The organism is Mesorhizobium sp. M0808 (genome assembly GCF_040320025.1).
In the GTDB taxonomy this organism is placed as follows: Bacteria; Pseudomonadota; Alphaproteobacteria; order Rhizobiales; family Rhizobiaceae; genus Mesorhizobium.
This window is the reverse complement of record NZ_JAMYOX010000049.1, coordinates 1-22,928: the sequence shown is the minus strand read 5'-3', so window position 1 is coordinate 22,928 and position 22,928 is coordinate 1. Positions and strand designations below refer to the sequence as shown.

General features: G+C 61.5%; 20 protein-coding genes and 1 tRNA gene. 11 read left to right on the top strand and 10 right to left on the bottom strand.

Annotated features, from left to right (window positions below):
- The first annotated feature begins 50 nt into the window (after positions 1-50).
- The 6 genes from NKI25_RS31775 to qatD all read left to right on the top strand — a co-directional run bounded on the left by NKI25_RS31775 (position 51) and on the right by qatD (position 7,393).
- The gene (locus NKI25_RS31775) at positions 51-1,079 is read left to right on the top strand and encodes a DUF1403 family protein (protein ID WP_353000401.1); all 1,029 of its coding nucleotides are present in this window, start codon (positions 51-53) and stop codon (positions 1,077-1,079) included.
- 5 nt (positions 1,080-1,084) lie between these two features.
- Complete coding sequence (scpB, locus tag NKI25_RS31770; protein ID WP_353000398.1) at positions 1,085-1,777, top strand: SMC-Scp complex subunit ScpB; 693 nt, start codon at positions 1,085-1,087, stop codon at positions 1,775-1,777.
- A 694-nt stretch (positions 1,778-2,471) separates the two neighbouring features.
- Positions 2,472-4,361, top strand: a complete 1,890-nt coding sequence (gene qatA, locus NKI25_RS31765) for a Qat anti-phage system ATPase QatA (protein ID WP_353000396.1) — start codon at positions 2,472-2,474, stop codon at positions 4,359-4,361.
- Between the two features lie 331 nt (positions 4,362-4,692).
- A complete protein-coding gene (qatB, locus tag NKI25_RS31760; protein WP_352828090.1) occupies positions 4,693-5,265 on the top strand; it encodes a Qat anti-phage system associated protein QatB in 573 nt (190 codons plus the stop codon).
- On the top strand, positions 5,262-6,632 hold the full coding sequence (qatC, locus tag NKI25_RS31755; RefSeq protein WP_352828093.1) for a Qat anti-phage system QueC-like protein QatC: 1,371 nt from the start codon (positions 5,262-5,264) through the stop codon (positions 6,630-6,632). Before qatB ends, qatC begins: the two co-directional genes overlap by 4 nt.
- 2 nt (positions 6,633-6,634) lie before the next feature.
- Positions 6,635-7,393, top strand: a complete 759-nt coding sequence (gene qatD, locus NKI25_RS31750; protein ID WP_352828094.1) for a Qat anti-phage system TatD family nuclease QatD — start codon at positions 6,635-6,637, stop codon at positions 7,391-7,393.
- A gap of 51 nt (positions 7,394-7,444) precedes the next feature.
- Here qatD and NKI25_RS31745 read toward each other — a convergent pair whose 3' ends face one another.
- From NKI25_RS31745 to NKI25_RS31705, 9 genes are all read right to left on the bottom strand, one after another.
- A complete protein-coding gene (locus tag NKI25_RS31745) occupies positions 7,445-8,155 on the bottom strand; it encodes a YfbU family protein (RefSeq protein ID WP_353000393.1) in 711 nt (236 codons plus the stop codon).
- 188 nt (positions 8,156-8,343) lie between these two features.
- Positions 8,344-9,999, bottom strand: a complete 1,656-nt coding sequence (locus tag NKI25_RS31740; RefSeq protein WP_353000391.1) for a hypothetical protein — start codon at positions 9,997-9,999, stop codon at positions 8,344-8,346.
- A gap of 113 nt (positions 10,000-10,112) precedes the next feature.
- Entirely contained in the window at positions 10,113-10,946 is an 834-nt protein-coding gene (locus tag NKI25_RS31735) for a hypothetical protein (protein WP_353000389.1), read from the bottom strand.
- A gap of 369 nt (positions 10,947-11,315) precedes the next feature.
- Positions 11,316-12,446 carry a DUF4238 domain-containing protein gene (locus tag NKI25_RS31730; protein ID WP_352828101.1) on the bottom strand — a complete coding sequence of 377 codons (1,131 nt, stop codon included), beginning with the start codon at positions 12,444-12,446 and terminating at the stop codon, positions 11,316-11,318.
- Positions 12,447-12,510: 64 nt separating this feature from the next.
- Positions 12,511-13,788 (bottom strand): toll/interleukin-1 receptor domain-containing protein, encoded by a 1,278-nt coding sequence (locus NKI25_RS31725; protein WP_353000386.1) that lies wholly within the window; start codon positions 13,786-13,788, stop codon positions 12,511-12,513.
- Positions 13,789-13,845: 57 nt separating this feature from the next.
- Positions 13,846-13,950 (bottom strand) — tRNA-OTHER (locus NKI25_RS31720).
- 6 nt (positions 13,951-13,956) lie between these two features.
- Positions 13,957-14,439: a helix-turn-helix domain-containing protein gene (locus NKI25_RS31715; protein ID WP_353000384.1), complete on the bottom strand. Its 483-nt coding sequence runs from the start codon at positions 14,437-14,439 to the stop codon at positions 13,957-13,959.
- 350 nt (positions 14,440-14,789) lie between these two features.
- Positions 14,790-15,617 carry a DUF3800 domain-containing protein gene (locus tag NKI25_RS31710; RefSeq protein WP_352828108.1) on the bottom strand — a complete coding sequence of 276 codons (828 nt, stop codon included), beginning with the start codon at positions 15,615-15,617 and terminating at the stop codon, positions 14,790-14,792.
- Positions 15,618-15,808: 191 nt separating this feature from the next.
- Positions 15,809-17,104, bottom strand: coding sequence for a DUF2130 domain-containing protein (locus NKI25_RS31705; protein WP_353000382.1), 1,296 nt, complete (start codon positions 17,102-17,104; stop codon positions 15,809-15,811).
- A gap of 187 nt (positions 17,105-17,291) precedes the next feature.
- Here NKI25_RS31705 and NKI25_RS31700 point away from each other — a divergent pair, with 187 nt between their 5' ends.
- Complete coding sequence (locus NKI25_RS31700; RefSeq protein WP_352828110.1) at positions 17,292-17,561, top strand: hypothetical protein; 270 nt, start codon at positions 17,292-17,294, stop codon at positions 17,559-17,561.
- Positions 17,562-17,722: 161 nt separating this feature from the next.
- Complete coding sequence (locus NKI25_RS31695; protein ID WP_353000379.1) at positions 17,723-18,526, top strand: DUF4236 domain-containing protein; 804 nt, start codon at positions 17,723-17,725, stop codon at positions 18,524-18,526.
- Here NKI25_RS31695 and NKI25_RS31690 read toward each other — a convergent pair.
- Complete coding sequence (locus tag NKI25_RS31690) at positions 18,517-19,119, bottom strand: SH3 domain-containing protein (RefSeq protein ID WP_352828115.1); 603 nt, start codon at positions 19,117-19,119, stop codon at positions 18,517-18,519. The genes NKI25_RS31695 and NKI25_RS31690 overlap by 10 nt on opposite strands.
- 252 nt (positions 19,120-19,371) lie before the next feature.
- Between NKI25_RS31690 and NKI25_RS31685 the strand changes: the two genes are divergently transcribed.
- The 3 genes from NKI25_RS31685 to NKI25_RS31675 all read left to right on the top strand — a co-directional run bounded on the left by NKI25_RS31685 (position 19,372) and on the right by NKI25_RS31675 (position 22,759).
- On the top strand, positions 19,372-20,040 hold the full coding sequence (locus tag NKI25_RS31685; RefSeq protein ID WP_353000377.1) for a vWA domain-containing protein: 669 nt from the start codon (positions 19,372-19,374) through the stop codon (positions 20,038-20,040).
- Positions 20,040-20,837, top strand: a complete 798-nt coding sequence (locus NKI25_RS31680) for a PP2C family serine/threonine-protein phosphatase (protein WP_352828120.1) — start codon at positions 20,040-20,042, stop codon at positions 20,835-20,837. Before NKI25_RS31685 ends, NKI25_RS31680 begins: the two co-directional genes overlap by 1 nt.
- Before the next feature lie 170 nt (positions 20,838-21,007).
- Positions 21,008-22,759, top strand: coding sequence for a protein kinase domain-containing protein (locus NKI25_RS31675; protein WP_353000374.1), 1,752 nt, complete (start codon positions 21,008-21,010; stop codon positions 22,757-22,759).
- Positions 22,760-22,928: the final 169 nt, after the last annotated feature.

Below are 22,928 nucleotides of genomic sequence, written 5' to 3'. Positions count from 1 at the left end.
GTTACGCAAATCAATTGCCAGAAGCGCCGCCATGATTCATCGTGTTTGCGATGATTCTGCGTCCCAAACCCTCTCCGCGCCACGACGCCACGCTTGGCGGTGCCCCTTCGAACGACGCGCCGATGGCAACGGTGCCGGCCTGGCTGCGCCGCGCCATCCCGGATGCGCAAAGCCTTGCGAGCAAAGACATTGAGGACGTCGCGCTCACAGCGGGCGCTGCCATCGGCGCGCTTGACGCGGTGGTCCGCCGGCAGGAGCGATGGGCCGGCGCCTGGCGGCAGCGGCTGGCGCTTTCGGCGGCTGCGGCAACTGCGAAGCAGGCCGGCCGCGTCGAGGATGAAAGCTCGCTGCGCGATGCCGTGCTGCTCACGCGGCCGGGCGACAATGTCGGGCCCGCCGGTCTTTTGCTCCTCGCCTGGCGCCGGCTGGCGGCGTGGCCCGTGGAGAACCTTCTGACGGAGGGAAACCTCGCTGCGGCATCGGAGGAATTCGGTCACGCCCGCAACGACAAGGCTGTCAGCGATCTGACTGACGAGCTCGGTCCGCTGCCTGCGGCAGAGGGCGTTGTCGAAATGCTGACCGGCGCTTTCGCAGCTGCTGAGCGCCGTGGCTTCGGGCGCAATTTGGGTTCATGGCTCGCCGACGCCATGCTCGCGAAAAAACTGGGATGGTCGCATGCGGTGCCGCTGCTGGGAGCGCAGCCGGGATCGGCTGGCAGCACGCGTGGCATGCGCCCGAAAACAACCAGCCTGACGCAGAGGGACCAGGTGCCGGGCAGGGAGACGGTGCAGGGCCTGCTCGTGGCGCAGTCGCGGGCCGCGCTGCGGGCCATCGACCTTTCGGCCGAGCTCGGCCGCCGCGCCGAACGGCTCATTGCCGTCGCGCCGAAACTGAGGGCGAAGGGTGCGGACCTGGTCGTCGACCAATTGCTGAACGAAGATGCGCTCGTCGCGTCGCGTGGTGACAAAAAGACCGGAATGAGCGACCGCGGCCTGCGGCGCCTGTTCGACAAGCTGGTCGACCTCGGCGCCGTGCGCGAGCTGTCGGGCCGCGCCACGTTCCGCATCTACGGACTGTGACAGCGATGGCCGAGGCGACGCGCGCGAAACGGGGGAAAGGCCGACCAGACGACGGTCTGTTCGATCGTGAGTTGGATCACCTGTCGCCGGAGGGGCGCTGGCGCGAATGGATGCACCGCGTCGAAGCAACCATCTTCGCCGCCAGCGAACCGGTGACACGCGAGACCTTGGCGCGCGTCGTAGGCAAAGGCTGCGCCATCGAGCTTTTGATCGATGACATTCGCGAGGAGCTGCGCGGCCGGCCCTATGACCTGGTCGCCGTCGCGGGCGGTTTTCGGCACCTGACCCGGCCCGCCTATGCCGATGCCATCCGCAGCGCATTTGGCACAGCCGCCGGCAGCGGTAGGCGTGCCGTGGACCTGACGCAGTCAGACGTGCTGGTGCTGATGTGCATCGCCTATTTCCAGCCGATCACCCGCACCGAGCTGTCGAGCTTCTTCGGCAAGGAAATTTCGCGCGACCTGATCGGCCATCTGCGCGGCGCAAAGCTGATCGCCTCTGGCCCGCGCAGTCCGACACCGGGCGCGCCCTACACCTACGTCACGACCAAAGAATTCCTGCTGGAGTTCGGGCTCGACACGCTGCGCGACCTGCCGGATTTTGAGGCGCTCGAGGATGCTGGCTTGCTGTCGAAGGAGAAGCTCCTCGCGGGTGATATTATGCAAGCATTGTCCGAAGACGAGGAAGAGCATGCTTAGCGTCGGCACTGATGAGTAACACGCTGCCTCGCCGGTGGCCGCAGTTCGCGGCGTCCTCAACGGGATCTACAACCCGGGGTTCGTGAGATGATATGAGGACACGCTGTCGGGCGTGGGGCGTTGCTTAGAAAATGGTGGGGGAAATATGCCTGTAGCTCGTATTGAGCGTGTCATTGGCGGTATGGTAACCGCGTGGGCCGAGCCCGGTTCTGATGGCTACTTTGCCTGCCATCTCTTTGGATCTAACGTGCATCCAGCCCACCTTTCCAGTTTGGATGAGGTGGCGGATTTCCTACGTTCGCATCTCGGCAGCGGTGTTCGCATGAACCCCGGGTGGGTCAAGATTGTACGAAACATCCACATCGATGGGGTTTTGCTCCGCTGATTGGCGCGAGCCGGTCTGGAGAACCAAAACGCCGGTGGCGATGCAGGATGGGTCAGGCGCGCTGCCTAGTGTGAAGTTGTATCCATCGAGAGTGCTATTTAAAAGTCTTCGGACGGAGACTGGATAAGCAAATCAACCCAAGAAAACTCCTAGACAAATCATTGGCCGGCGTTTCTAATTGCTGAGCCGACCGAAATAGCGGTTGGCGCATGTCTCGCAGTGCTTTGGGGGGTTATTGCGAGAGACAGATTGCAATTCTGGCCTCTTTTATAGCGGTAAGGATACCCGGGGTTTGGGGGAGGGGATTTCGTGATTATCGCGGATAATGAAACCGCCATCGACTACCTGTATTACGAGACGGTCGCCAAAACGGTCGTCAAGCTGATCAGGCAGAGGTCGAAGGAACCGTTGACGATCGGGTTGCACGGCGACTGGGGAGCGGGCAAATCCAGCACGCTGCTGATGATCGAGGCGGCATTCAAGGGACAGACAGACACCCTGTGTGTCCGGTTCAACGGCTGGCTGTTTGAGGGATACGACGACGCGAAGGCGGTGCTGATCGAGACGATCGTCGCAGCCCTCCTCAAGGAGAGGTCCGGGATCGCCAAGGTGGCGGACAAGGCCTGGGACGTCCTGAGGGCCGTCAACTGGATGAAGGCCGCCCGCACCGCGGGCAGCCTGGCGTTCACCATGGCGACCGGGATCCCGGGTCCGGACCTGATCCAGGGGATTGGTTCGATCGCGAGCAAGGTGATCAGCGATTCCAAGGCCTACCTGACCGGCGACGTGTTCAACAAGGTCATGGACGGTGCGGCGGAGCATTTTAAGGAGGCCGCACCTTCCGAGACGACGCCGCAGCGGATGCACGCCTTTCGCGAAGACTTCGAGGAGCTGCTGGAGCGCGCCAAGGTCGACCGGCTGATCGTCTTGATCGACGACCTCGATCGATGCCTCCCGCAGACGGCGATCGCCACGCTGGAGGCTATCCGCCTGTTCCTGTTCGTGCCGAACGCGGCGTTCGTCATCGCCGCTGACGAGGGCATGATTGAATACGCCGTGCGCAACCACTTTCCCGATCTCCCGGCGGCGGCGGGGCCGACAAGCTACGCGCGCAACTACTTGGAAAAACTAATCCAGGTTCCGTTCCGCATGCCGGCCCTTGGCGCGTCGGAGACCTTGGTCTATCTCACCTTGCTGCTCTATCTGGCCTCCGGCGTCAGCGACAGTTCGGTGGAGTTCAAGAGCCTGCTCGAGGTGGCGCGCAAGGCCTTGCAGCGGCCTTGGCTGGGCGCCGGCTTCGACCGAGACAAAATCAAAGCGAAGCTGGGGTCCATACCCTCCGATCTGGATGCCGCCCTGCAGCTTGCGGCGGAGATTACGCCGATCCTGACCGAGGGCGCCCACGGCAATCCCCGGCAGATCAAACGCTTCGTCAACACCATGGCCCTGCGCGTCGAGATCGCCAGCGAGCGCGGCTTCCAGGACGATATCAAGCAATCCGTCTTGGCCAAGCTGATGTTGGCGGAGCGATTCGCCCCGGAACTGTTCAACGCGATCGCCCGCGACGCGTCCGCTGACGGCTCCAAGACCATCTCGATCCTCGAGCGGAAAGTGGCCTCCAAGGGTGGCAAGGACGCCGATGATGATCCCATGGCCGACTGGCCCAACATCGAGTGGGTCAAGCGCTGGGCGGCGATCACCCCGCCGCTGAACGGCATCGACCTGCGGCCCTACGTGTTTGTCAGCCGCGACCGCAGGACGTCCGCCGGCATCGGTCTCGCCGGCGGCCCCGTGGAAGCCATGATCGAGCGGCTGGCGACGTCGACTCTCGGCATCACGCAGGTGACGAAGGCCGAGGTGGCTGCGCTCACCCCCGAAGATGCCAACCGGGTGTTCCAGGGCCTCGTGACGAAGATTGATCAGACCGAAGATCTCGGCAAACGGCCGCCGGCGGCCGAGGGGCTGGCGCGCCTCTGCGGAGACCGGCCGGAACTGCGCGAACCGCTGGTTGCATTCCTCGGACGACTGCCGGTGAGCAAGATCGGCGGCTGGGTGGTCAGCGGCTGGGGTGTCGCGGTTGAAGGTCCGCAGGCGCAAGAGTTCGCCGAGCTCGTGGGAGAGTGGGCGACGCAGACCTCGAACAAGCCACTGAGCGTCGTCGCGTCCCTGCAGATGAACCCGAAGTCGAAGAGAAAGTAACCTGGGAACCTCCGGCACCAAGCCCAGTTCCCCCCGGGCGCTGCTCCCAACCTGGGTGGACGACGTCGCCGCGCCGACCCCGTCGGCCCCGCCCCCTCCCACACCGCCTCCGGTGCCCGCCCCGCCGGGGCAGCCGGGAGCAACTCCGGTACCGCCCCCTCCCGGCGCGCCGCCAAACCCGGTTGCCGTCCCACAGCCGCTGCCCCCGCTGGCGCCTCCGGCGGCGGGCAAGCCGCTCGGCTCCGCCCGCTCGGATTTCTCCCGTGCGGCCCGCTCGCGCGGGGGTGGCGGCAGGGACCTGAGGCGCGCCGCCGGCAAGTACGTCAGGGCCATGGGCGGTGCACGCAACGCTGCCCGCGCCATGGCGCCGTCCCGCAGGGTGATGACGGGCCTGGGACAGCTGTTGGGGCAGGTGGCGCAGAACGGCCCGGCTGCGGCTCTGCGGGTCTTCAACCTGCAGAGCCTCGTCGGCGCCCCGATAGCGGACGTCTTCCTCGCCCTCACGGACCTCCTGTGTCCGGATGGCGGGACGATCGATGAGGCCATTGCGAGGAACGCGATGCTCGAGACCGTGGGCGAGCTCGGCGCGGCGGGAGATCTGCCTTTCGATGGCGCCACGCCCGACGTGCTGGACGCCGTGTTCATCGGTGCGCTCGCACGCTCGATCGAGACCAAGTTGTTCAACGAGATCGGGGGCAGGTCCATACGGCTCCCGACCGACGTTGCCGCGGTCGAGATCATTCAGAGGACGCTGCACGACTTCATCCAGGGCACCGTCCGCGATCGCTTCGCGGCTGCGGGCGGCACGCTGGCGTCAGTTCCCTACGCGGGCGTCGAGGCCTTCGTCCAGGCCATCTACGAGCAGTCCTTCGAACTGATCCGCATCCTGGGGGATAGCGCATGAGACGTTTCGTGTTTGTCGGCCGCCTGGGTGCGGCGGATAACGGGGCCGTGCCGGTCGTCCAGCCGGACGCGACGCCGGTGACGGTCCAGTTCGTGGCCGCGAACAAGCGGCTCGATTACGGCATCGGCAACGCTCTGCAGACGTTGGCCGACCTCGGTCTCAGGCCGACGGAAACCGCAATCGACCTCGTCATCGTCGCGGCCATGGTCAACGCGGCCGACACCCGCGCCTCGCGCTCCGCGAATGCACAGGACGGCTGGACCCGGGAGCTGGACCTAGTGGTGCCGGTGCGTGAGCCTGACTTGTGGGCGGCGCAGGGAGCGTTGCTCGCCCGCACTCTCAGGTTCTTGACGGGCGACCATTGGCGCATCGTGTTCAGGGCACGGCCCGCACCCTTTGCGACGATCGCAACGGCACGGCCGTCGCTGGGCCTGGCCGAGCCGGACGAAGTGTGTCTGTTCTCCGGCGGTCTGGACAGTCTCGTCGGGGCGTTGGATTTCCTGGCCGGGGGCGGGAAGCCGCTCCTGGTGAGCCATTACTGGGATTCGGAGACGAGCAAGGCGCAGACGTTGCTGCTGGACTTGCTGCGCAAGAATTACAAAACAAACGAGCCGTTGTCCCTGCGGGCGCGCCTCGGCTTCGACCGCAACCATGTCGACACCGGCGAGGTGGAAAACAGCCAGAGGGGGAGATCCTTCCTGTTCTTCGCGTTGGCCATTTTGGCGGCTTCGGGGCTGACGTCTGACGCCCCCGTTCGCGTGCCCGAGAACGGCCTGATCGGCCTCAACGTCCCCCTCGACCCGCTCCGCCTCGGTTCGCTCAGCACCCGCACCACTCACCCATTCTACATGGCGCGCTTCAACGAGTTGATGCGGGGGCTTGGCATCGCCCGGCGTCTGGAAAACCCCTACCGCCACGTGACCAAGGGTCAGATGGTCAGGGATTGCGAGGATCCGGCGCTGTTGCGACGGGCCATTCCCTCCTCGATGTCGTGTTCCTCGCCGGCGAAAGCCCGCTACAGAGGCCTGCCACCGCAGCACTGCGGAACGTGCGTCCCCTGTCTGATCCGCAGAGCATCACTGGCAGCCGGCCTGGACGCGAACGAGTCGGATACGACACCCTATGTGGTGAAGGATTTGGCGGCGCGTCGTCTCGATACGCTCGAAGCCGAGGGCGAACATGTAAGGTCGTTTCAGCTGATGGCGGAGCGGTTACGGCGGAATCCGCGGGCCGCAAAGGCCCTCGCGCGCATCCCCGGTCCGCTGACCGACGAGCCGTCCGAGATTGACGACTATGTTGACGTCTTCGTGCGAGGGATGCAGGAAGTGGCCCATTTCCTCGAACCCGTCAGGGCGAAGCCTAGCTGAGCATGTCTGCACCACGCCTCGTCGATTTCCACTGTCACCTGGACCTGTATCCAGATCCGGCCGCGGCTATAAGAGCCTGTGAAGAGGCTAAGGTGGCGACGCTCGCGGTGACGACGACGCCGAAGGCGTTCAGGCAGAACATGAACCTTGCAAAGGGCGCCGAGTTTGTGCGCATCGGGCTCGGCATTCACCCGCATCTTGCCGAGCAGCGCTGGACCGAACTGCCCCTGTTCGAGGCGCTCTTGCCCGAGACGAGGTATGTCGGCGAAGTCGGTCTCGATGCGAGCCCCGCACACTACCGTTCGATCGATCGTCAAGTCGACGTCTTCAGGCGTATACTAACCTCCTGCCAGAGGGCGGGGGACAAGATCCTCTCCGTGCATAGCGTCCGCACGGCGTCGAAGGTTCTCGACCACATCGAGGAGCTGCTTCCCAGGGGCAGTGGCAAGGTGGTGCTGCACTGGTTCAGCGGGTCGATCGCAGACGCGCGGCGGGCTGCGGCTCTCGGGTGCTATTTTTCCGTCAACCAGGCGATGTTCAAGTCCGAGCGGTCAGTGGCTCTCCTCGGGACCTTGCCGCTCGACCGGCTGCTCACGGAGACGGATGGTCCCTTCGTGGAGGTAGATGGTTCCCCCGTCACGCCGGGCGGCGTGGACGAGGCCGTTCGCATGCTTGGCGACGTTGTGGGCCTGGGCACCGAGGAGATGCGGCGCGCCATTTTGAATAATCTAAAGGCAGTTTTGGAACGGTCCGCAAACTGACGATTCCACGCCGACCCGGGCTTATCGTGGCCAGCGACTCTGCACCATTCGCTACCGGAGCTTGAGGAGCTCGATGAGCTCGTCGGCGTTGAGCAACTGGCCGGCACGCCTGTATGCCGGCGAACCGCGGCGGGCCTCGATCTCGGCATATTTCTGCAGCATCTCGCGATAAGTCGACACCGTGTTGGCGTGAGCGTTCAGGGATCTGTCCCGGAACTCCTCAAAGCGCCCGAGCTTTTCGACCATGAATTTGGCCATCGACATGTAGCGTCCCTCTTCGTTCCCGTCGAAGCCGTCAAACTTGGGATCCTTGCCCCAGTACCCTACCTGGTCCTCGACGCGCTGCCTGTCTACGGGGCTGAGCTTTTCATATCCCCATTCGATGGCTCGCCACATCGCCATCGTGTTGACGACGAAGTCGAGCGCCTCGGGGTCGTCGACGTCATCGTGAAAGATGCCCGACATTTCCCATTCCAGGCCCCAGAAATGGCCTCCGTAGATGGCGCTCTGAATCAACTCGACTGACTTCATGTCCTCGTAGCCTTTATGCTGGCGCAGGACTTCGCCTAGCATCCACATGATCAGTTTTTCAGAGCTGGTCGGCCGGAAGGCCTTGCGCCGACCAGCCTCAAGCCCCGTATACACCAAGATGCGGATGGCCTCTGCCCGCGAAGGGAGGTCACGCTGCTCTCCCCGCCAAGCATCGATCCGGTCAATCGTGCTTTCATCGAGCCTGAGCTCGAATCGCTCGGTTTTCACCATTTCTACCTCCAATCAAGTCCGTACAGAACCCATATCGTACGGACATTGTACGTAAAACACGGTGAAAGGCAAGCATCGCCATCTCGAGTGTCGTTGCTTGGGTCAGGACGGGCGTCACACACCCCCACAGCTGTCATGCCGGCCGGTGCCTGCACCTCCGGCATGTGGCTAGGCGCTCGTCGGGACCATCAGGGAACTGGCGAGTCGATTAGAGTGCAGGTGTCAGGATCCGGGCCGTAGTACTGCGCGAACTGTCGCTTCGCCAAGGCGATCAGTGCAGCATTTTCGGATTTCCCGGTAAGCCATTTGAAATCGTAGCGGAAAGGTCCCGGCTCGAGGACCCATTGCAGGGCGAGATCGAACACGAGCATTCCGCCAAAGAAGGTGTTGACCAGCTTCTTGATGTTTTCGGGGCTCCGGCCGCGCACGGCGCGAGGAAAGATCTGCTCGGTGTCACCTCTGTCCGGGAAGAGGGACAGATGGGTGGCGAACAGCGACCCAGCCTCAGGGTTGAACTTGTCTCCCGCCATCCAGAAGCCCGGCCAACAGAAAAATTCGGGCCGGCGCTGCTTGTCCTGGCAAAAAGCGATGAAGTGCGAGATCAGGACCCGGACAGGCATGTTCACACCGGCATAATTGAACGTACGATGCTCCTCCATCAGGGCATCGACAGGGCCCTTGTCGCCGAGCAGCCCGACCACGGCAGCAAGTCCCGTCCGCGGATCATCGTATCCGCATCGCTCGCTCAGTCGCGCCGCGACGTGCTCATACTCCTGAGCGGAGAAACTTTGTACCGCCTGGGCGAGCTCAGGGGTTTCGGCTGCAGCCAGGCAAAGCCTTGTGAAGCGCGCGCCGGGATCAACGTCGCAGATGAAGTCCTCGAAGAACTCGATGTCGAGCGGAAACCCCCTCGTCGGGTTGATTGCCAGGTCGCAGATCAGCAGAAACAGGCCGACGATCGGGCTGTCATACCGTTCGGGCCACTCTGTCCCGGTAAGTACCAGGAATAGTTCAAACGCGTCGACATAGACGGGCGCAAAATAGCCTTGCTCGCGGTACGTCTGAAGCAGCTCGGGACCGCCTGACGATGCCAAATACTGAATTTGGCAAAAGCGGGCCTGGCCTTCGAATATCTGCTGGATGCCAATGTCGGCGTAAGGTGGGCGCGCACCGCGATGGAAGCCTTCACTCCGGCTGAGTTGAAGCTTGAGGAATTGTGCATCCCAGCGACCGGGGTCGGGAAATTGCCCTTCCGCGAAGTCACAGGACCCGTTGATCGCGTGGACGATCTCACCATAGGTTTTGAGGTAGCTGTGCCCGACGCTCTGAAAATAGGGCGTTTGCTCCAGCGAAAGGATCGACTCCGGCGACCAGGCAAGTTGCTTGTAGAACTTGATGTCGAGTGCGTCGTTGACGGCAATATTGGCGGCGGCGAGCACCGGATCAGAGTGTGTCCGACCGTCGAGCATCGCCCTGTGCGCCCAAGCCTTTACAGGTTTGACGACGCCGGCGCCTCGCGCAAAGGTCTGAAGAGACGTCATGCTGCCATAGATTTGCGCCGGGTACGCCAGGCTGAGGATGAGTCCCGCAGTAGACCCCATGTGCTGCCACCAATGCACGGTTTCGTGCAGATAGGTCGAGTAGGCTTGGTACAGTTCGGCTACGTCATGACCCTCGGTGTCGCGCTGGGTGAGGGCGTCGACAAGCTCATGGGCGCGGGGACTGAGGCGCAAGACGAAATGTTCCGTTGTGTAGCTCCCGTAATCTGCCAGCGTGGCGTCGAACACCAGTGGATCGTTGGCTGGGTTGAGCAGATACGGATCGAGATGGGAGAATGGGGACATGGGAGAACTGTAGCAGAGATTGAGCTCCGGAAGCGGGCAGCGGTTCGTTGGACATGTGCCTCGCAGCCGGACACGCTCCCGCCAGAAGAGAGGGACCAGAAGCCTCTGCGTCCTTAGCCAGGTGTCAGCGAGCATGCCGAAACATGCCCGCGACCCGGGCCATCGGCCTGGAACCTGATATGTGGATGGAACACCGCTGTGTTCGTGACAGTGAACAGGGCGTCGCAATCGCCGGTGATGCGTTGGTGATTGACGGAGCGGATGTTTGAGATGTCTTCCTGGTTCCCTCCAGCCGCTGCAACGGCCAGCCCCCGCATCGCCGCAGCCGTGGCTGATTTCTTGAGAGTTTCCTCGATTGTGCCGGTGGGCATCGTATTGATCGATGTACGACCTGTCGCAACCGCGTAGGTATAGATACCGGTAAACAGCGCCTTCTGCACATCGCCCTTCGATCTGTAGTACTCGTACCACGCCGCAAAGGCGGCGGTACCAGCCGGCCCATATGACGACGCCACGCCCTGGGCCGTGGTGCGGGCAACTTCACTCTCCTGCATGAGTTGGGCCGCGTTGTCGCTCTCGACCCTTAGTTTGTCCGTGCCAAGGTGCCAGATCGCATCGACCACTTTGCCCTCGCGAGCTCGTCTCTCCGCCGCGCTCAGGACGTCCTGATAACCTCTCGCCTCCCTCTCGGCGTACCGGGCAGACGCCTGTATCGCGTCAACGGCATCGTTCGCGGCCTTCAACTGGGTCTGCGCCGCGTCCTTCACGGCTTGGCTGGGGTTCGTGAGGGCATTCTTGATCGCGGTCTGGGTCTCCCGGTCAAGCTTGGTCCCGAGGGCTTCAAAACTGAGCACCGAGGCAACCAAAGTTTGATCGCCTGTCGCCTTGGCCGCTTCGTTGATCGCGATGGACGCCGGAAAGGCGACCTTAATGCCATCGGTGACCATGGTCGGTGGGAACGATTGGACCGCGTTATCGATAGAGCGTCGAACATTATCGACGGTTGGTACCGAGATATCTGGAACGCAGACGCACTCGATGAAACATTTGTTTGTTTGACCGTCAGGGCAGGCTAGCGCCGCCGTAGAGATAATCGACGATATTGCGAATACTGCGAAAGAAAAAAACGCCCTACCCATGCAGCCCCCAACCTCTCACTCCGCCCAAAGAACGATTTGAAAAGTGAGCATTGTGCAACAACAGAATTGAGATCGAGGGCAAACAGATATGGGTCGATTGCTATTGAGCTCTCTATAAGTGCAACGTGCTTTTCCGATCTTGATTATTTGCGCCGGCGTGTCCGATCGTCAATTCGGCTAGCTCCCGTCGGACACTGGGCTCGATGCTGCTGAGGCCATTTTCGCTTCTAGCCGAGAGGCCTTTTCCGGGGTGTCAATGTACTGAGAAAGAGCAGGTTTCGGCCCGAAGATATGACGCCAGACGATCTGGATTTCATTGTTGTGTCGGCGGACCTCGGTGCTGATCGTCGGTACGAGACGCGCATGGAGACAAATCAGCGCATCGCTCGACCGGTCCTGGCCGACGGTCATCCGGTACGCGAATTGAGCGATTGTTCGATTGAACCCGCGAACTTTGTGCTTATCCGTGACGTCGCGGTGCCGTGACAGGACGCCAAACGGCTGACGCTTGCTTGAACCGAGCACCAGCATGCGGGCGGTCAGGGGAAAGATCAGCTCGATGTCACCGGAGTGATCGTAGGGGGTGCGTGCGAGCAGCGGTTTGCGCGGGTCATAGGTACACACCGGATTGTCGGAGGTGAGGAATGGGATGTCGGTCTTGTTGTGAAGAACCTCGAAGCCAAGCCGAAAGCAGAGATCGCCGAACGTCTGGGATTCGTCCTCCATCGCGAGCAGAGTTTCTTGCGGATTGATGCCGACTGGGACTGTGTCGAACTGACCGGCGTAGCGTTCCAAGTCTGGGGGCAGCTTACCGATTTCCTCGAGCACCTTGCATTCGCTTCGCAGCTTAGCCTCCAGCATAAGCGCAATGTGATCACGGGTCGCCGGAACGCGCGTGCGCATGATCGTTTGCATGCCTTGGACATTGAAGGATAAAGCCGGTGAAAGACGACGTGCTTGAAGCGCACGGACGGTCTCCGGCCAAACGGTCTCGATCGGATTCCAGAGGTCTTCGAATCTGTGGTTTTCTTGACCGCCACCGGAGAGTTTCTGAGAGTAATAGTAGTTCTCGTACCCAGTTGCCCTCGGCTGCTTCGGCAGCGGTGCCTCTGGCGCCTCGGCCCGATAGACTTGGACGCGGCCGCGGTCATCGGCGAAGCCTTCCATGTAGGTGACCGAGATGAAGTGGTGTTTTCGGTTCGTCCGTCCCGCCCCGCTGCGGACCGGATTGAAGATGCTAAATGGCCTCACATCGCCATCGATGGGGACGTCTCCCCATTTGCCAAAATAGAAGGGCGGCTGCTCCATGGTCCTGTGGTCGGGCTCCCCGGTCACTGCACCTTGTCGGGCATGACCCTGCGGATTGGCATCCTCAGCTTCGGCTCTTCACGAAGCGCCGCGTGGCGTCCGTTTTCACCACCCGGATCGAATTGTACTGGCTGGCGAGTACCTTGTAATCGACGATCAGCTTGCGGGCCATCAGATAGGCCAGAGCGGGGTTTATGCGCCTCGGCTCCCAGCCGTACCGCTCGGCGACATGGCCTGTATCGTGAGGCATCGACGGGTCGTTGATCAGGTCGGCAGCGATACGCAGCGCGTCATCTTCGGGCGACCAATCCATGAAATATTTGTCGAATGTGGCAAACAGGTCCTCCTTGGGCAAGACGCGGCCGAAGCTGACGGAAACGAGATCGCGCAGCTCGTGCAGAGCGTCCTCGATGTCCTCCTCTGACGCTTCAATGGCGGTCGCCAGCTCATCTACCCCTTTCTGAGGGTGCGAGAACATTGCATCCGACGTCTCCTCAACAAAGATCTTGGCAATTGCCGTTGCGACCTTGGAGTAACCCGTTGCCGGCTGCACAGCCGCAATGGGCGCTGGGCCGAGCTGCGGCTTACGCGTCACGCCATGGATGTCGTTCACCAGATTGCGCACGCCTTCGTCTAGGCGCGCGGCATCAAGTTCTGGCGAGAGCATGCCCGACAGAAGCGGCGGCAATTTCCGTGCCGCGACACCGCAGCGAAGGGCTATGAAGCGCGCCTGCCCAGAGATGCGGCGGACCAGGCCGGCATCCATCTCCTGCTGGACCCACGGCTTCTGCATGGCGCTCGGGGTCAGCAGCACGATGAAATGCGTGCAGTTGCCCAGTCCCTCGTCGATTTTGCGGCGCAAGGAATCTCCGGAACGGATCTCCCATTCCGCCCACCAAGTATCGATTCCATCCGCCATCAGTGCGCGCGCGACCGTCTCTGCTAGCTCGCGATCGTCGAACGAGTAGCTGAGAAAGGCTTTCGGGGAGCCCTGTTGCAGGGGCAGGAACACAGTCGACGCCTGCTCATTGTCGCTCATCTTGTCCTTCACCAGCGCGAGAAGCTGCGGCGAGCCCTCAATACTGAGCCGCAAATCGTCAAGGGCTTCTCCAAGGACCAGGACAGTGGGAAATTCGCCTGTATCAGGATGGCGAATAGCACTGAACCTCTCCCACAGCTGTTCCTTGATGTTCTCGACAGCTGCAGCTTCAAAATCCTTTGCAAAATCCCCCGAATCAAACGGCCGGCCATTGTATCGCATGCCCATGTTGAGTCCTCGTGTTGGTCCCTTGATATGAACATACGCAGAACAAATATCAAAGGGAGGCCATTGAAAAACCACGGTAGATCGGAAATCTTTCGAGTTTCCGGAGCCGGGGGATCCATATCGGGGACAATGGCGTGACGGCAGGACTTGAACCTGCGACCTCCTCGCCCCTAGATAGCGGTGTCACGCACCACCCAGGTCGAAAGCGAGGCGCTCTGTCCTCTGAGCTACGCCACGATCTGCCTATGCATCGTTGTCGACGACCAGTTGCGGCTTCCTGCGCTTCAACCGGTCTGACCTTTCTTCGGCCGCCTTCTTGATCTCGGCGGCCTTTTCCAGCGCAAACGGCTTGGCGGCCTCGATCAAGCCGTCGAAATGATAGCGGTTCGTCATGCTGCCATTGGGCGTGTTGCGCCGTTCTTCCCGGCCAAGAAGTTTTAGGGCCTCGAGGGCGGCAATGCGTTTCTGAATGGTGCGGGGTGTCACCCCGATCGCCTTGGCGATCGTCTCCACCGAGGGGTGGGGCAGGTTGTCGGGCAGCCACCAGTACTGGACCAGGTGGATGATGATGTTCATATCGAGCGCATCGAGGCCGAGAGCCTGCTGTTTCTCGATGATGATGTTGGGGAAAGCGCTCCAGCCCGTGGCCATGAGTGCCTTGGTCCACTTCTTCTCGTTGGTGCGTAGCTTGTCGACGTCTGCCTTGGCGGTCTCTGGCTGGGCCATCTGGGCTCTCCGGTGATCAACTGAAGCCTTAGATATCGGTGGTCTTTGCCGAAGCGCAAGGGGTTCTGGGGTGAATCTTGCGTCGGGGGGAGGGCGTCTCAGGGTTCGCCCGGCCTATGTCCCTGGATTCAGGGGCCGGGGAACCGCGCTGCACCCAAAGAAAAGGACTTAATGATATGAAGTGTCGATTAGACGAAGCGTGCTATATGCAAGCGATAAGATAGGGCCCCCCGACCAGAGGTTCACCCGGGGTGTTGACAAAGAGAGCGTCAATACCCATACTTTGGACGTGAGCATCGCTCCGGGGTTGGCGCCAGGCGCCAGCCGAACTTTTCAAAACGAAGGCCCGGCTAGTCCGGGTCTTTGTTTTTTATCCTCTCAAAACAGCTGTATTTGATGCCGCAGGATGCCAGGTCCTCCGGCGGCAGGTGCGCGTCGATCAGACGCTTGTTGTCCATCAGGGCCTTGTAGGGCCGGTAGGACGGGTCATATCCGCCCTTGGCCATCGGATAGAGGTAGAGATCGGCGATCTGCAGCATCGGCGTGGCTTTGGTTCTGCCGCGCGGCTCTCCGCGCACGATGTCTTTGAACTCCTCGGCGCTTAACGACCCGTAGATGGCGGAGTTGGCACCGTCGAACGGCATCCCCTGCGTCTTCAGGATCCGCGTGTAGGCTATCAGGTCGCGGTCCTCGGCTTTGCCTGCCCGCTCGAAGAACACGCGCAGCTTGCGATCCTGGCTGCGGGCGTATTTGGCGGCGCGCTCGATCAGGATGCAGTAGGCGGTCTTGCACATGAACCACAACTGGTCCTGATACCGGTCACGGTAGCGGGCAACATAGCCCGGCCGATCAATCACCGCGGCGATGCCGATCACGGGCAGTGCAAGCAGCATCCCCTGCAAATCTCCCAGGAACTCAAAAGCAGCCTCGGGCTTCTTCAGCCAGCCGAAGTCGCCACGGCCGCCCCGGATCGCCCAGGAGTGCAGCGGGTAGGTGATGCCGTGCTTCTGGCAGAAGGCCTTATGGCGCGCATAGAGCTCGTCGACGTCTTCCTCGTTGATGAGGATGCCGCCGAGGGCGAAATAATCCATCTCGTCCCGCCGCTTCTCCTTTGGTTGTCGGTCTGGCTCGCGGCTGCCGCTATCATCGAGGTAAAGGTGGATTTCACGGTCTGTCACGGGCAGGCTTTCATTGTCCGCACAGCTTGGCGCAAAAACCGCAGGCTGCATAGCAATCTGATGACCCGGCCGGGCGAGGCGGTTCAGCGCGGCGGCTTCTTGGCATTGCGTTCCGCTTTTGACGGATCATCCGTAACAAGGAGCAGCTTGCCCTCGTTCTCAAATCCGATATCCAGTTTAGATTAGCCTTCTCAATCGGGGATGGACGCGGATGCTTCTATGGCCAAGACCTCCAAGCCCGCGATCTCCTGCATCACCTTGCCGGCGATGCCCTGCAGATCGCCGTACATCCCGACGGTCGACTCGATGACACCCTGGATCTGAGCCTCCCGCTTGGCCCACAGGCGGATTGTGGCTTTCCTTTCCCTGGCAAGGTCGTCCTGCATATCGGAGAATTTCTCGACGATCGCCTCGACCCGGTGGCGAAACCTGGGGCCAGTCAGATAGCCGTAGACCTGCTCCATCTTGGTGGCCTGACCGTCCTGGGCGAGGCGGGAGTTGGCGAGCTCGATGAGGGATTGCCGGAGCATGATCGCGATCGGAATCGCGCATTTGGGATGGGCGATGTAGACGCCATCCACCAGATCGAACGTTTCGACCCCCGTAGGCAGCGCCTCGGAGATCATCAACGCGATGTCTGCCTTGGCGGCGCGCTGGTCTGTCCGCAGCTTGCCCAGCCAGCCCTGGCTCCAGTTCTTGGTGCGTTTTGATTCCCACAGGATTGCGCCGCACGGCTGGCCGGCCGGTCCCACCACGCGTTGCAGCACGTCACCACCGAACTCACCCTTGGCGACCGGTTCGATGATGTCCATCGGGAACCGGCTGGCGATCAGCGACTCCAGCTCGAGCTCAAGGACCTCGCCCTGAAGCTGCTGAGATCCTTGCTCGGCGCGGCGCTTCAGCTCCTCGATCTGGCGCTGCATGCCGGCAATCTGTTCCTCTTTCTCGGCCACCTTCATCTTGAGGCCGTCTTCGGCTTCGGTCCTGGCCTTGACGCGGACGGCGTCCAACCCTTCCTGGATTCTCTTTTCGATGGTCAGCGCCATTTCGCGCTTTTCATCGTCGAGCGCCCGCTGCTGCTTCATAAATTCGGCCTGCTGCAACTGCGCCGCGGCGAGCTTTTCGTCCCGCGCCCTCAGCGTCGTCTCCATCTCGCCCAGCCTCCTGTCCTTGTCCTCAAGGTCGGTCGAGACCAGAAGTTTTGCCTTGCGGGCCTCTTCGGCGGCGATGGCGGCACGCTCGAGCTTGAGTTTTTCGGCGACCTGGCTGTCGATGTCATCCCGGGCGGCGTCGATAGCCGCCTGCTTGCGTTGAACCTCCTCCTCCCTGGCCGTCATGGCGGCGTTGCTCTGCGCCAGTCGCCGTTCATATTCCTCGCGCGTGGCCGCAATCAGCGGCGCCGCGAGCGACTCGTTGAGCTTGATGTCGGTCTTGCAGCTCGGGCAGCTGATTGCCGGCTCATTGAGAGTCCTGGGCTGGACAGTCATCAGGCAGATCCTCGCAAGGGAACGTGGTGCAAAAGAACGCCTCAAAGTATACAGGATTGCAGGGCGGCCGAATAGAACAAAGAGTGAACTTGCCAGTTATCCGCCGGAGAGGGTACCTGCTTGGTCACCTCTTCGACCGAACCGTGGCGGGGAGGGGAGGGGAGGGGAGCAAAAGTGCTGACCGCGGATGAAGGGCTATGAGTTTCTGGATCAATTGCTGTCCGAGGAGCGCACCGCTCTGAACAGCACCCTCGATCGGTTTCTCGTGTTGAACCCGTCGCTGGCCAATCTTCAGATCAACGTTGTATTCGAGAAAGAGCCAAAGGGTGATGAAATCATCCGTGTGGGCCGCAAGGTATTGCCAGACATTGAGCGTTTCCAGGAGACCCTCAAATCATATCTTGCGCAACAGGACATAGCGGTTCCGGTGCTGCAGATCGATGTCGGGACACCTTAAGATCAAGGCTCGGCCAAAGTGGAGGCCGTTGCGGCGAAGCCGGTAAGCGCGAACGTAACTTTCAAATCGATAGACTAGTTGGCCTCGAGTTGTATGAAATGGAAGTTGCTTAGCAAATGCTCCAACGCTAATGTTCGCTTCGAAATACGCGCGGGGGCGCAGTGGGGTTTAGATACAGAGAGTCATTGAGGCTTATTCCCGGCGTTCGCCTAAACGTCACCGGGAAAGGGCTCAGCAGTGCCTCCTTTGGCAAGCCCGGCTCCACGTTGAACATGGGCCGCGGCGGCATTCAGAGCACGGCCGGTCTGCCCGGTTCGGGCATGTCCTATTCTTCCAAGCGCAGCGGCAAATCAGCTCTTTTTCTGGGTTTATTGATCGCAGCACTCGTGGCCCTGATCTACCACGCCACCAGGGGAAGCCGGGTGGCGCAAGTGTCCTTGCTTGCTATCGGCGTCGTCGGTGTGGGGGCGGCCTTGCTGGCCCAGAATTCCGACACAAAATCCGGCGCTGCACCAAGCCTGACATTGGCAGCCCGAACCGTCCGCCAGGAACCAGGACAGACCCAACCGCTGCCGCCGGCAAGCCGCGACATCAGCCCTTCGAATCTGCCGCCATTTGTGGAAGCAGCCAAAGCGCCGGTTAGGCAGGACGCTCCCGTTGGCGATGGCTGGCCCACCTCCGCTGGTGATCAGAAACCGCCAAGCACATCATCCGGAACCGATCTGGGTTCCTCGGCAGCGGTCGAGCAGCCGCAAAGCGAGCAATTCCCAACGGCAGTCGTGACCAGGACCGCGAACATCCGTTCGGATCCTTCCATGGGCGGCACCGTGGTGAGGCAGGTGCCGGCCGGCACCGCTCTGACGGTGGTCGAAATCAATGGTCGCTGGGCCCGGGTCAGCAAGGACAAAGTCACATTCGGGTGGATCAACCGCTCGCTGCTGGCGGCGCAGCCCTCCTACCAGTAGCACACCGGGCTTCTGCCGCCTGGCCTGCTGTAAGCGCTCCGGCCCTCGCACAAACGCCCATTGCGCATCAGGTCGTATGGGCAGTCGCATCTGCCGACCACGGGGTCTCTGACAGGATCGCCCGAAGCATGCTCCGAAACGGTGCCGTCATCTGATACAGCCGCTGGCGCGACCGGTGTGGTCGAAGTCAGCTCGACCGGCTTCGCCTCGCTGAGGTAGCCGCCATGGATCCATCCGATCCGTGCGGAGACCGTCACATTGTACCAGTCACCTTGTTGACCATTGGTCTGGACCAGGTCGCCCAGCGGAAGCGTGGTGATGATACGCGCCCCGGTGTCCGGCGCGACCCTGACGCGGACGTTTTTGGTGGTGTACAGCCAGCGAACCAACGTGGTGGGATTGGGCTTCTGGGCAGCCACCGCGTCGGGCTTTGCATAGGCAATCGAGCTGTTGTTCGGCTGTGACTGAGGCGCCGCGGAGGTAGTTGCCGCGGGGACCGCGGGGGGTGGCGCTCGGGCGTCGATGCTCGACATGGCCCACCCGATAGCGCAGAAAACCGCGATGCCCCAGCCGATCCGTTGTTGGCTGACCATTTCACCCTCCCTGCACAATACAAAACAGAGCAGTCCGCGAAAGTCGAATCGACTTTTTGGTGGCTAAATCTCAAGTCAATTGACAGCAGAAACCGAGCATCTGTAGATAGGGAAGGGGATTGAAAATTGGGGCGGGCAAGGGCATCGACGCGCTTTGCAATTCCGGTTTCAATAATTTTTTGGACGCTACCTGCCGAATGCCGGGAGACCCGGGCTTGCGGGAAGCGATATTTCGGCGAAAAGGCAAGTAAAATGTCCAACCAGTTTGATCAGATACCGTTTGGAGCTGCAGAGTTCGCGGATAACCCCGAACCTCGCTGTCCATGCCTCCTTCTGCTCGACACGTCCTATTCGATGAACGGAGCGCCGATCGACGCGCTGAACCAGGGACTTGTCGCCTTTAAGGACGAGCTCGCGGCGGACAGCCTGGCGATGAAACGCGTCGAGGTCGCCATCGTCACCTTCGGACCGGTCAACATCGTCGCACCGTTCCAGACCGCTGACCTGTTTACGCCTACTACGCTGCTTACCAGCGGCGACACCCCTATGGGTGCGGCGATCGAGCAGGGCCTCGAGATGTTGCGACGTCGCAAAGATGATTACCGCGCGAACGGCATCTCCTACTACCGCCCCTGGGTCTTTCTGATGACCGACGGCGCGCCCACGGACAGCATCGTTGCTGCCGAACACGCGGTCAAATCCGGCGAGGCGGCAAAGGCGTTTTCGTTCTTCGCCGTTGGCGTCGAAGGTGCCAACATGGACATCCTCGCCAAGCTCTCCACACGCCAGCCGCTGAAGCTAAGTGGCCTCAAATTCCGCGAGCTGTTCTCATGGCTCTCCGCATCGCTGTCGGGCGTCTCGCAGTCGCAGGTCGGACAGACCGTGGCGCTCCAATCTCCCGCAGGTTGGGCCGAGGTGTGATGTCTTGGCGCATAGCGTCGGCTAGCGCCATCGGCACTTCGCATGTCACGGCCGGCAAGCCCTGTCAGGATAATTCGATCCATGCCCTGATCGAGGGCAGGGAAGGTCCAATCCTCGCGGCCGCCGTCTGCGACGGCGCTGGCAGTGCGGCGCATTCGGAGGTTGGGTCTTGGCTGGCCGGGCAGAACCTGCTGGAGCTCATTTTCGTGCACTTCGCAGAGAACGGCGCGCTTGATCAGATCGACCGGCCAAAAGCGTTGGGCTGGGTGACCGAAATTGCCGAGCGCATCGCCGCTCATGCGCGCGCACTCGGGCACGAGATGCGCGATTATGCATGCACGCTGCTGGTTGCCATCCTCGGCCCCACGAGCACCGTGTTCTTTCAGGTCGGTGACGGCGCAATGGTCGTGTCGCACGGCAGTGAAGACGGATGGTCCTACGTGTTCTGGCCGCAGCACGGCGAGTTTGCCAACACGACCAACTTCGTCACGTCATCAAATGTCGCGGATGTCCTCGAATTCGAGTTCGCGCCGCGGCGTATTGACGAGGTCGCGCTGTTCTCGGACGGTATCGAGAACCTCGTCTTGCACCAGGCTTCGCGCAGCGTCCATCAGCCCTTCTTCGATACGATGTTCCCGGCCGTCAGACGATCGGCGGTGGCGGGCGAGGACTCTACGCTGTCGGATGGGCTGAAGGCTTATCTGCTTTCGCCGCAGATCTGCGAGAGGACCGATGATGACAAGTCATTGATCCTGGCCACGAGATCGCCAGCTGAAGCGATGTTGGCCGCAAAATGAATGCTAAGGTCCGCGAGGTGTTCACCCTGCGAGGGGAAGCCCTCAAACTCGGCGAGATCGTCGGCCAGGGCGGCGAAGGCGCCGTCTACGACCTGGCTGCACACAAGAACCATGTCGCCAAAATCTACCACCGGCCGCTCGAGCAGCAGAGGATCGACAAAATCCGTGCGATGGGCAAGATCAAGACCGATTCACTCGAAAAGCTGACGGCCTGGCCGACGGGGCTGGTCTGCTCCAAGGACAGCAAGCCCATCGGGCTGATCATGCCGAAGATCAGCGGTCGCAAGAGCATCCATCAGCTCTACAGCCCCAAAAGCCGCAGAACCGACTTTCAGCGGGTCGATTGGCGATTTCTGACCCGTGTGGCGGCAAACACCGCGAGAGCATTTGCGGCCGTTCACGACAACGCCTGCGTCATCGGCGATGTGAACCACGGCGGTGTGCTCGTGGCGCAGGACGCTACTGTGCGCCTGATCGACTGCGACAGTTTCCAGGTCTCCTATCTGGGCCAGCAATATCTTTGCGAGGTGGGCATCGAGACCTTCACACCGCCGGAGCTGCAGGGCAGATCGTTTTCGGGCATCGTGAGGACGCCCAATCACGACAATTTCGGTTTGGCCGTGATGGCCTTCCTGTTGCTGTTCATGGGAAAACACCCCTTTGCCGGCCGCTACGCGGGAACCGGCGACATGCCGATTTCGAAGGCGATCGAGGAGTACCGCTTTCCCTACGGGACGAACGCCGCCGCGGTTGGAATGGCGAGGCCTCCGAGTTCCCCTGAACTCGCCATCGTCGGGCCACGACTTGCAAAAATGTTTGAGGATGCCTTCTTGCAAAACGGGACGTCGGCTGGCAGGCCCGTGGCCCGGGACTGGGTGGCTGCCTTGGCCGAACTTGAAGCGAACCTCAAGCAGTGCTCCGCCAATTCCAGCCACTGGTCACTTGGCTCATCGCCGTGCCCTTGGTGCAAAATGGAAGGCGCCACGGGCGTCCCGCTCTTCTCAACCGTTGTTCCCGCCGGCGGGGCGACGCTTTTCGATATCGCCGGATTCCAGCGGCAGGTGGACGCCATCCCGCATCCCGGGCCGGTGCCGAGCTCCCCCGAAACGAATGTGACACCAGATCCCAACGCCTTGAAGCTCAAGGGGCACGCGCGCCGCACCAACTTCCGGGCAGGAATAGCGGCCGCAGTGGTCGGCGTCGCTGGCTTGATGATGGCGCAGATCTGGGTGCTGGGCATCGCCTTGGGGGTTTTTCTGGGGTTGAGAGGTTTCTTGAACAGGGACAGTGAGGCTGCGGAATACCGGCGCATCGCCGGCGAGGCCGCCACCCAGTGGAAAAACGCGCAAACCGCGTGGATGCAGAGGGCCGGGCCGGATGCCTTCGACAGGCAAAAAACGGTGCTCGCCGGGCTCAGGCGCGAATGGGACATCTTACCTTCCAAACGGGTAGCCAGGATCTCGGACCTCGAGCGCAACCGCCGTCAGGCGCAACTGCACCGGTTCCTGGACAACTTTGAAATCTCATCGGCAAAGATCGAGAGCATCGGACCGGGCAAGAAACAGGTCCTGGAGTCGTATGGCGTCGAAACAGCGCTCGATATCGAAAGAAACAAGCTTTACAGCGTGCCCGGATTCGGCCCCAAAACGGCGCAGAAGTTGTTGAATTGGCGAAGGTCGGTCGAAGCCCGCTTTGTCTTCGATCCCTCACGAGCAATCGATCCGCGCGATATCGCGCAGATCGACCAGGACATGCTCGGCGATCGCAAGCGCCTGCAGGGCGCTTTGGTTCTCGGTCTTGAGCAGCTCAAGCAGACAAGAGCCCAGATCCTTGCCGCCCGCGAACACAGTCGCCCGGAAATGGAGCGATTGCGGCTGGCATTTGATCAGTCAGCGGCAAACGTTGCCGCGATTTCAGGTTGAGAGGCTAACGCTGGATCGCCAATCAAGCTCGGTGAGTTGTGGCATACCTTCATCACCCTGGTTGCGCCGATCCCACGACATAATGCACACCTCGCTATGTTATTGAAAAAGCTGGATCTGCTGATCCTGTGATTGTGATAATGGACTGTGTCCGCTCCTGCCGGAATGG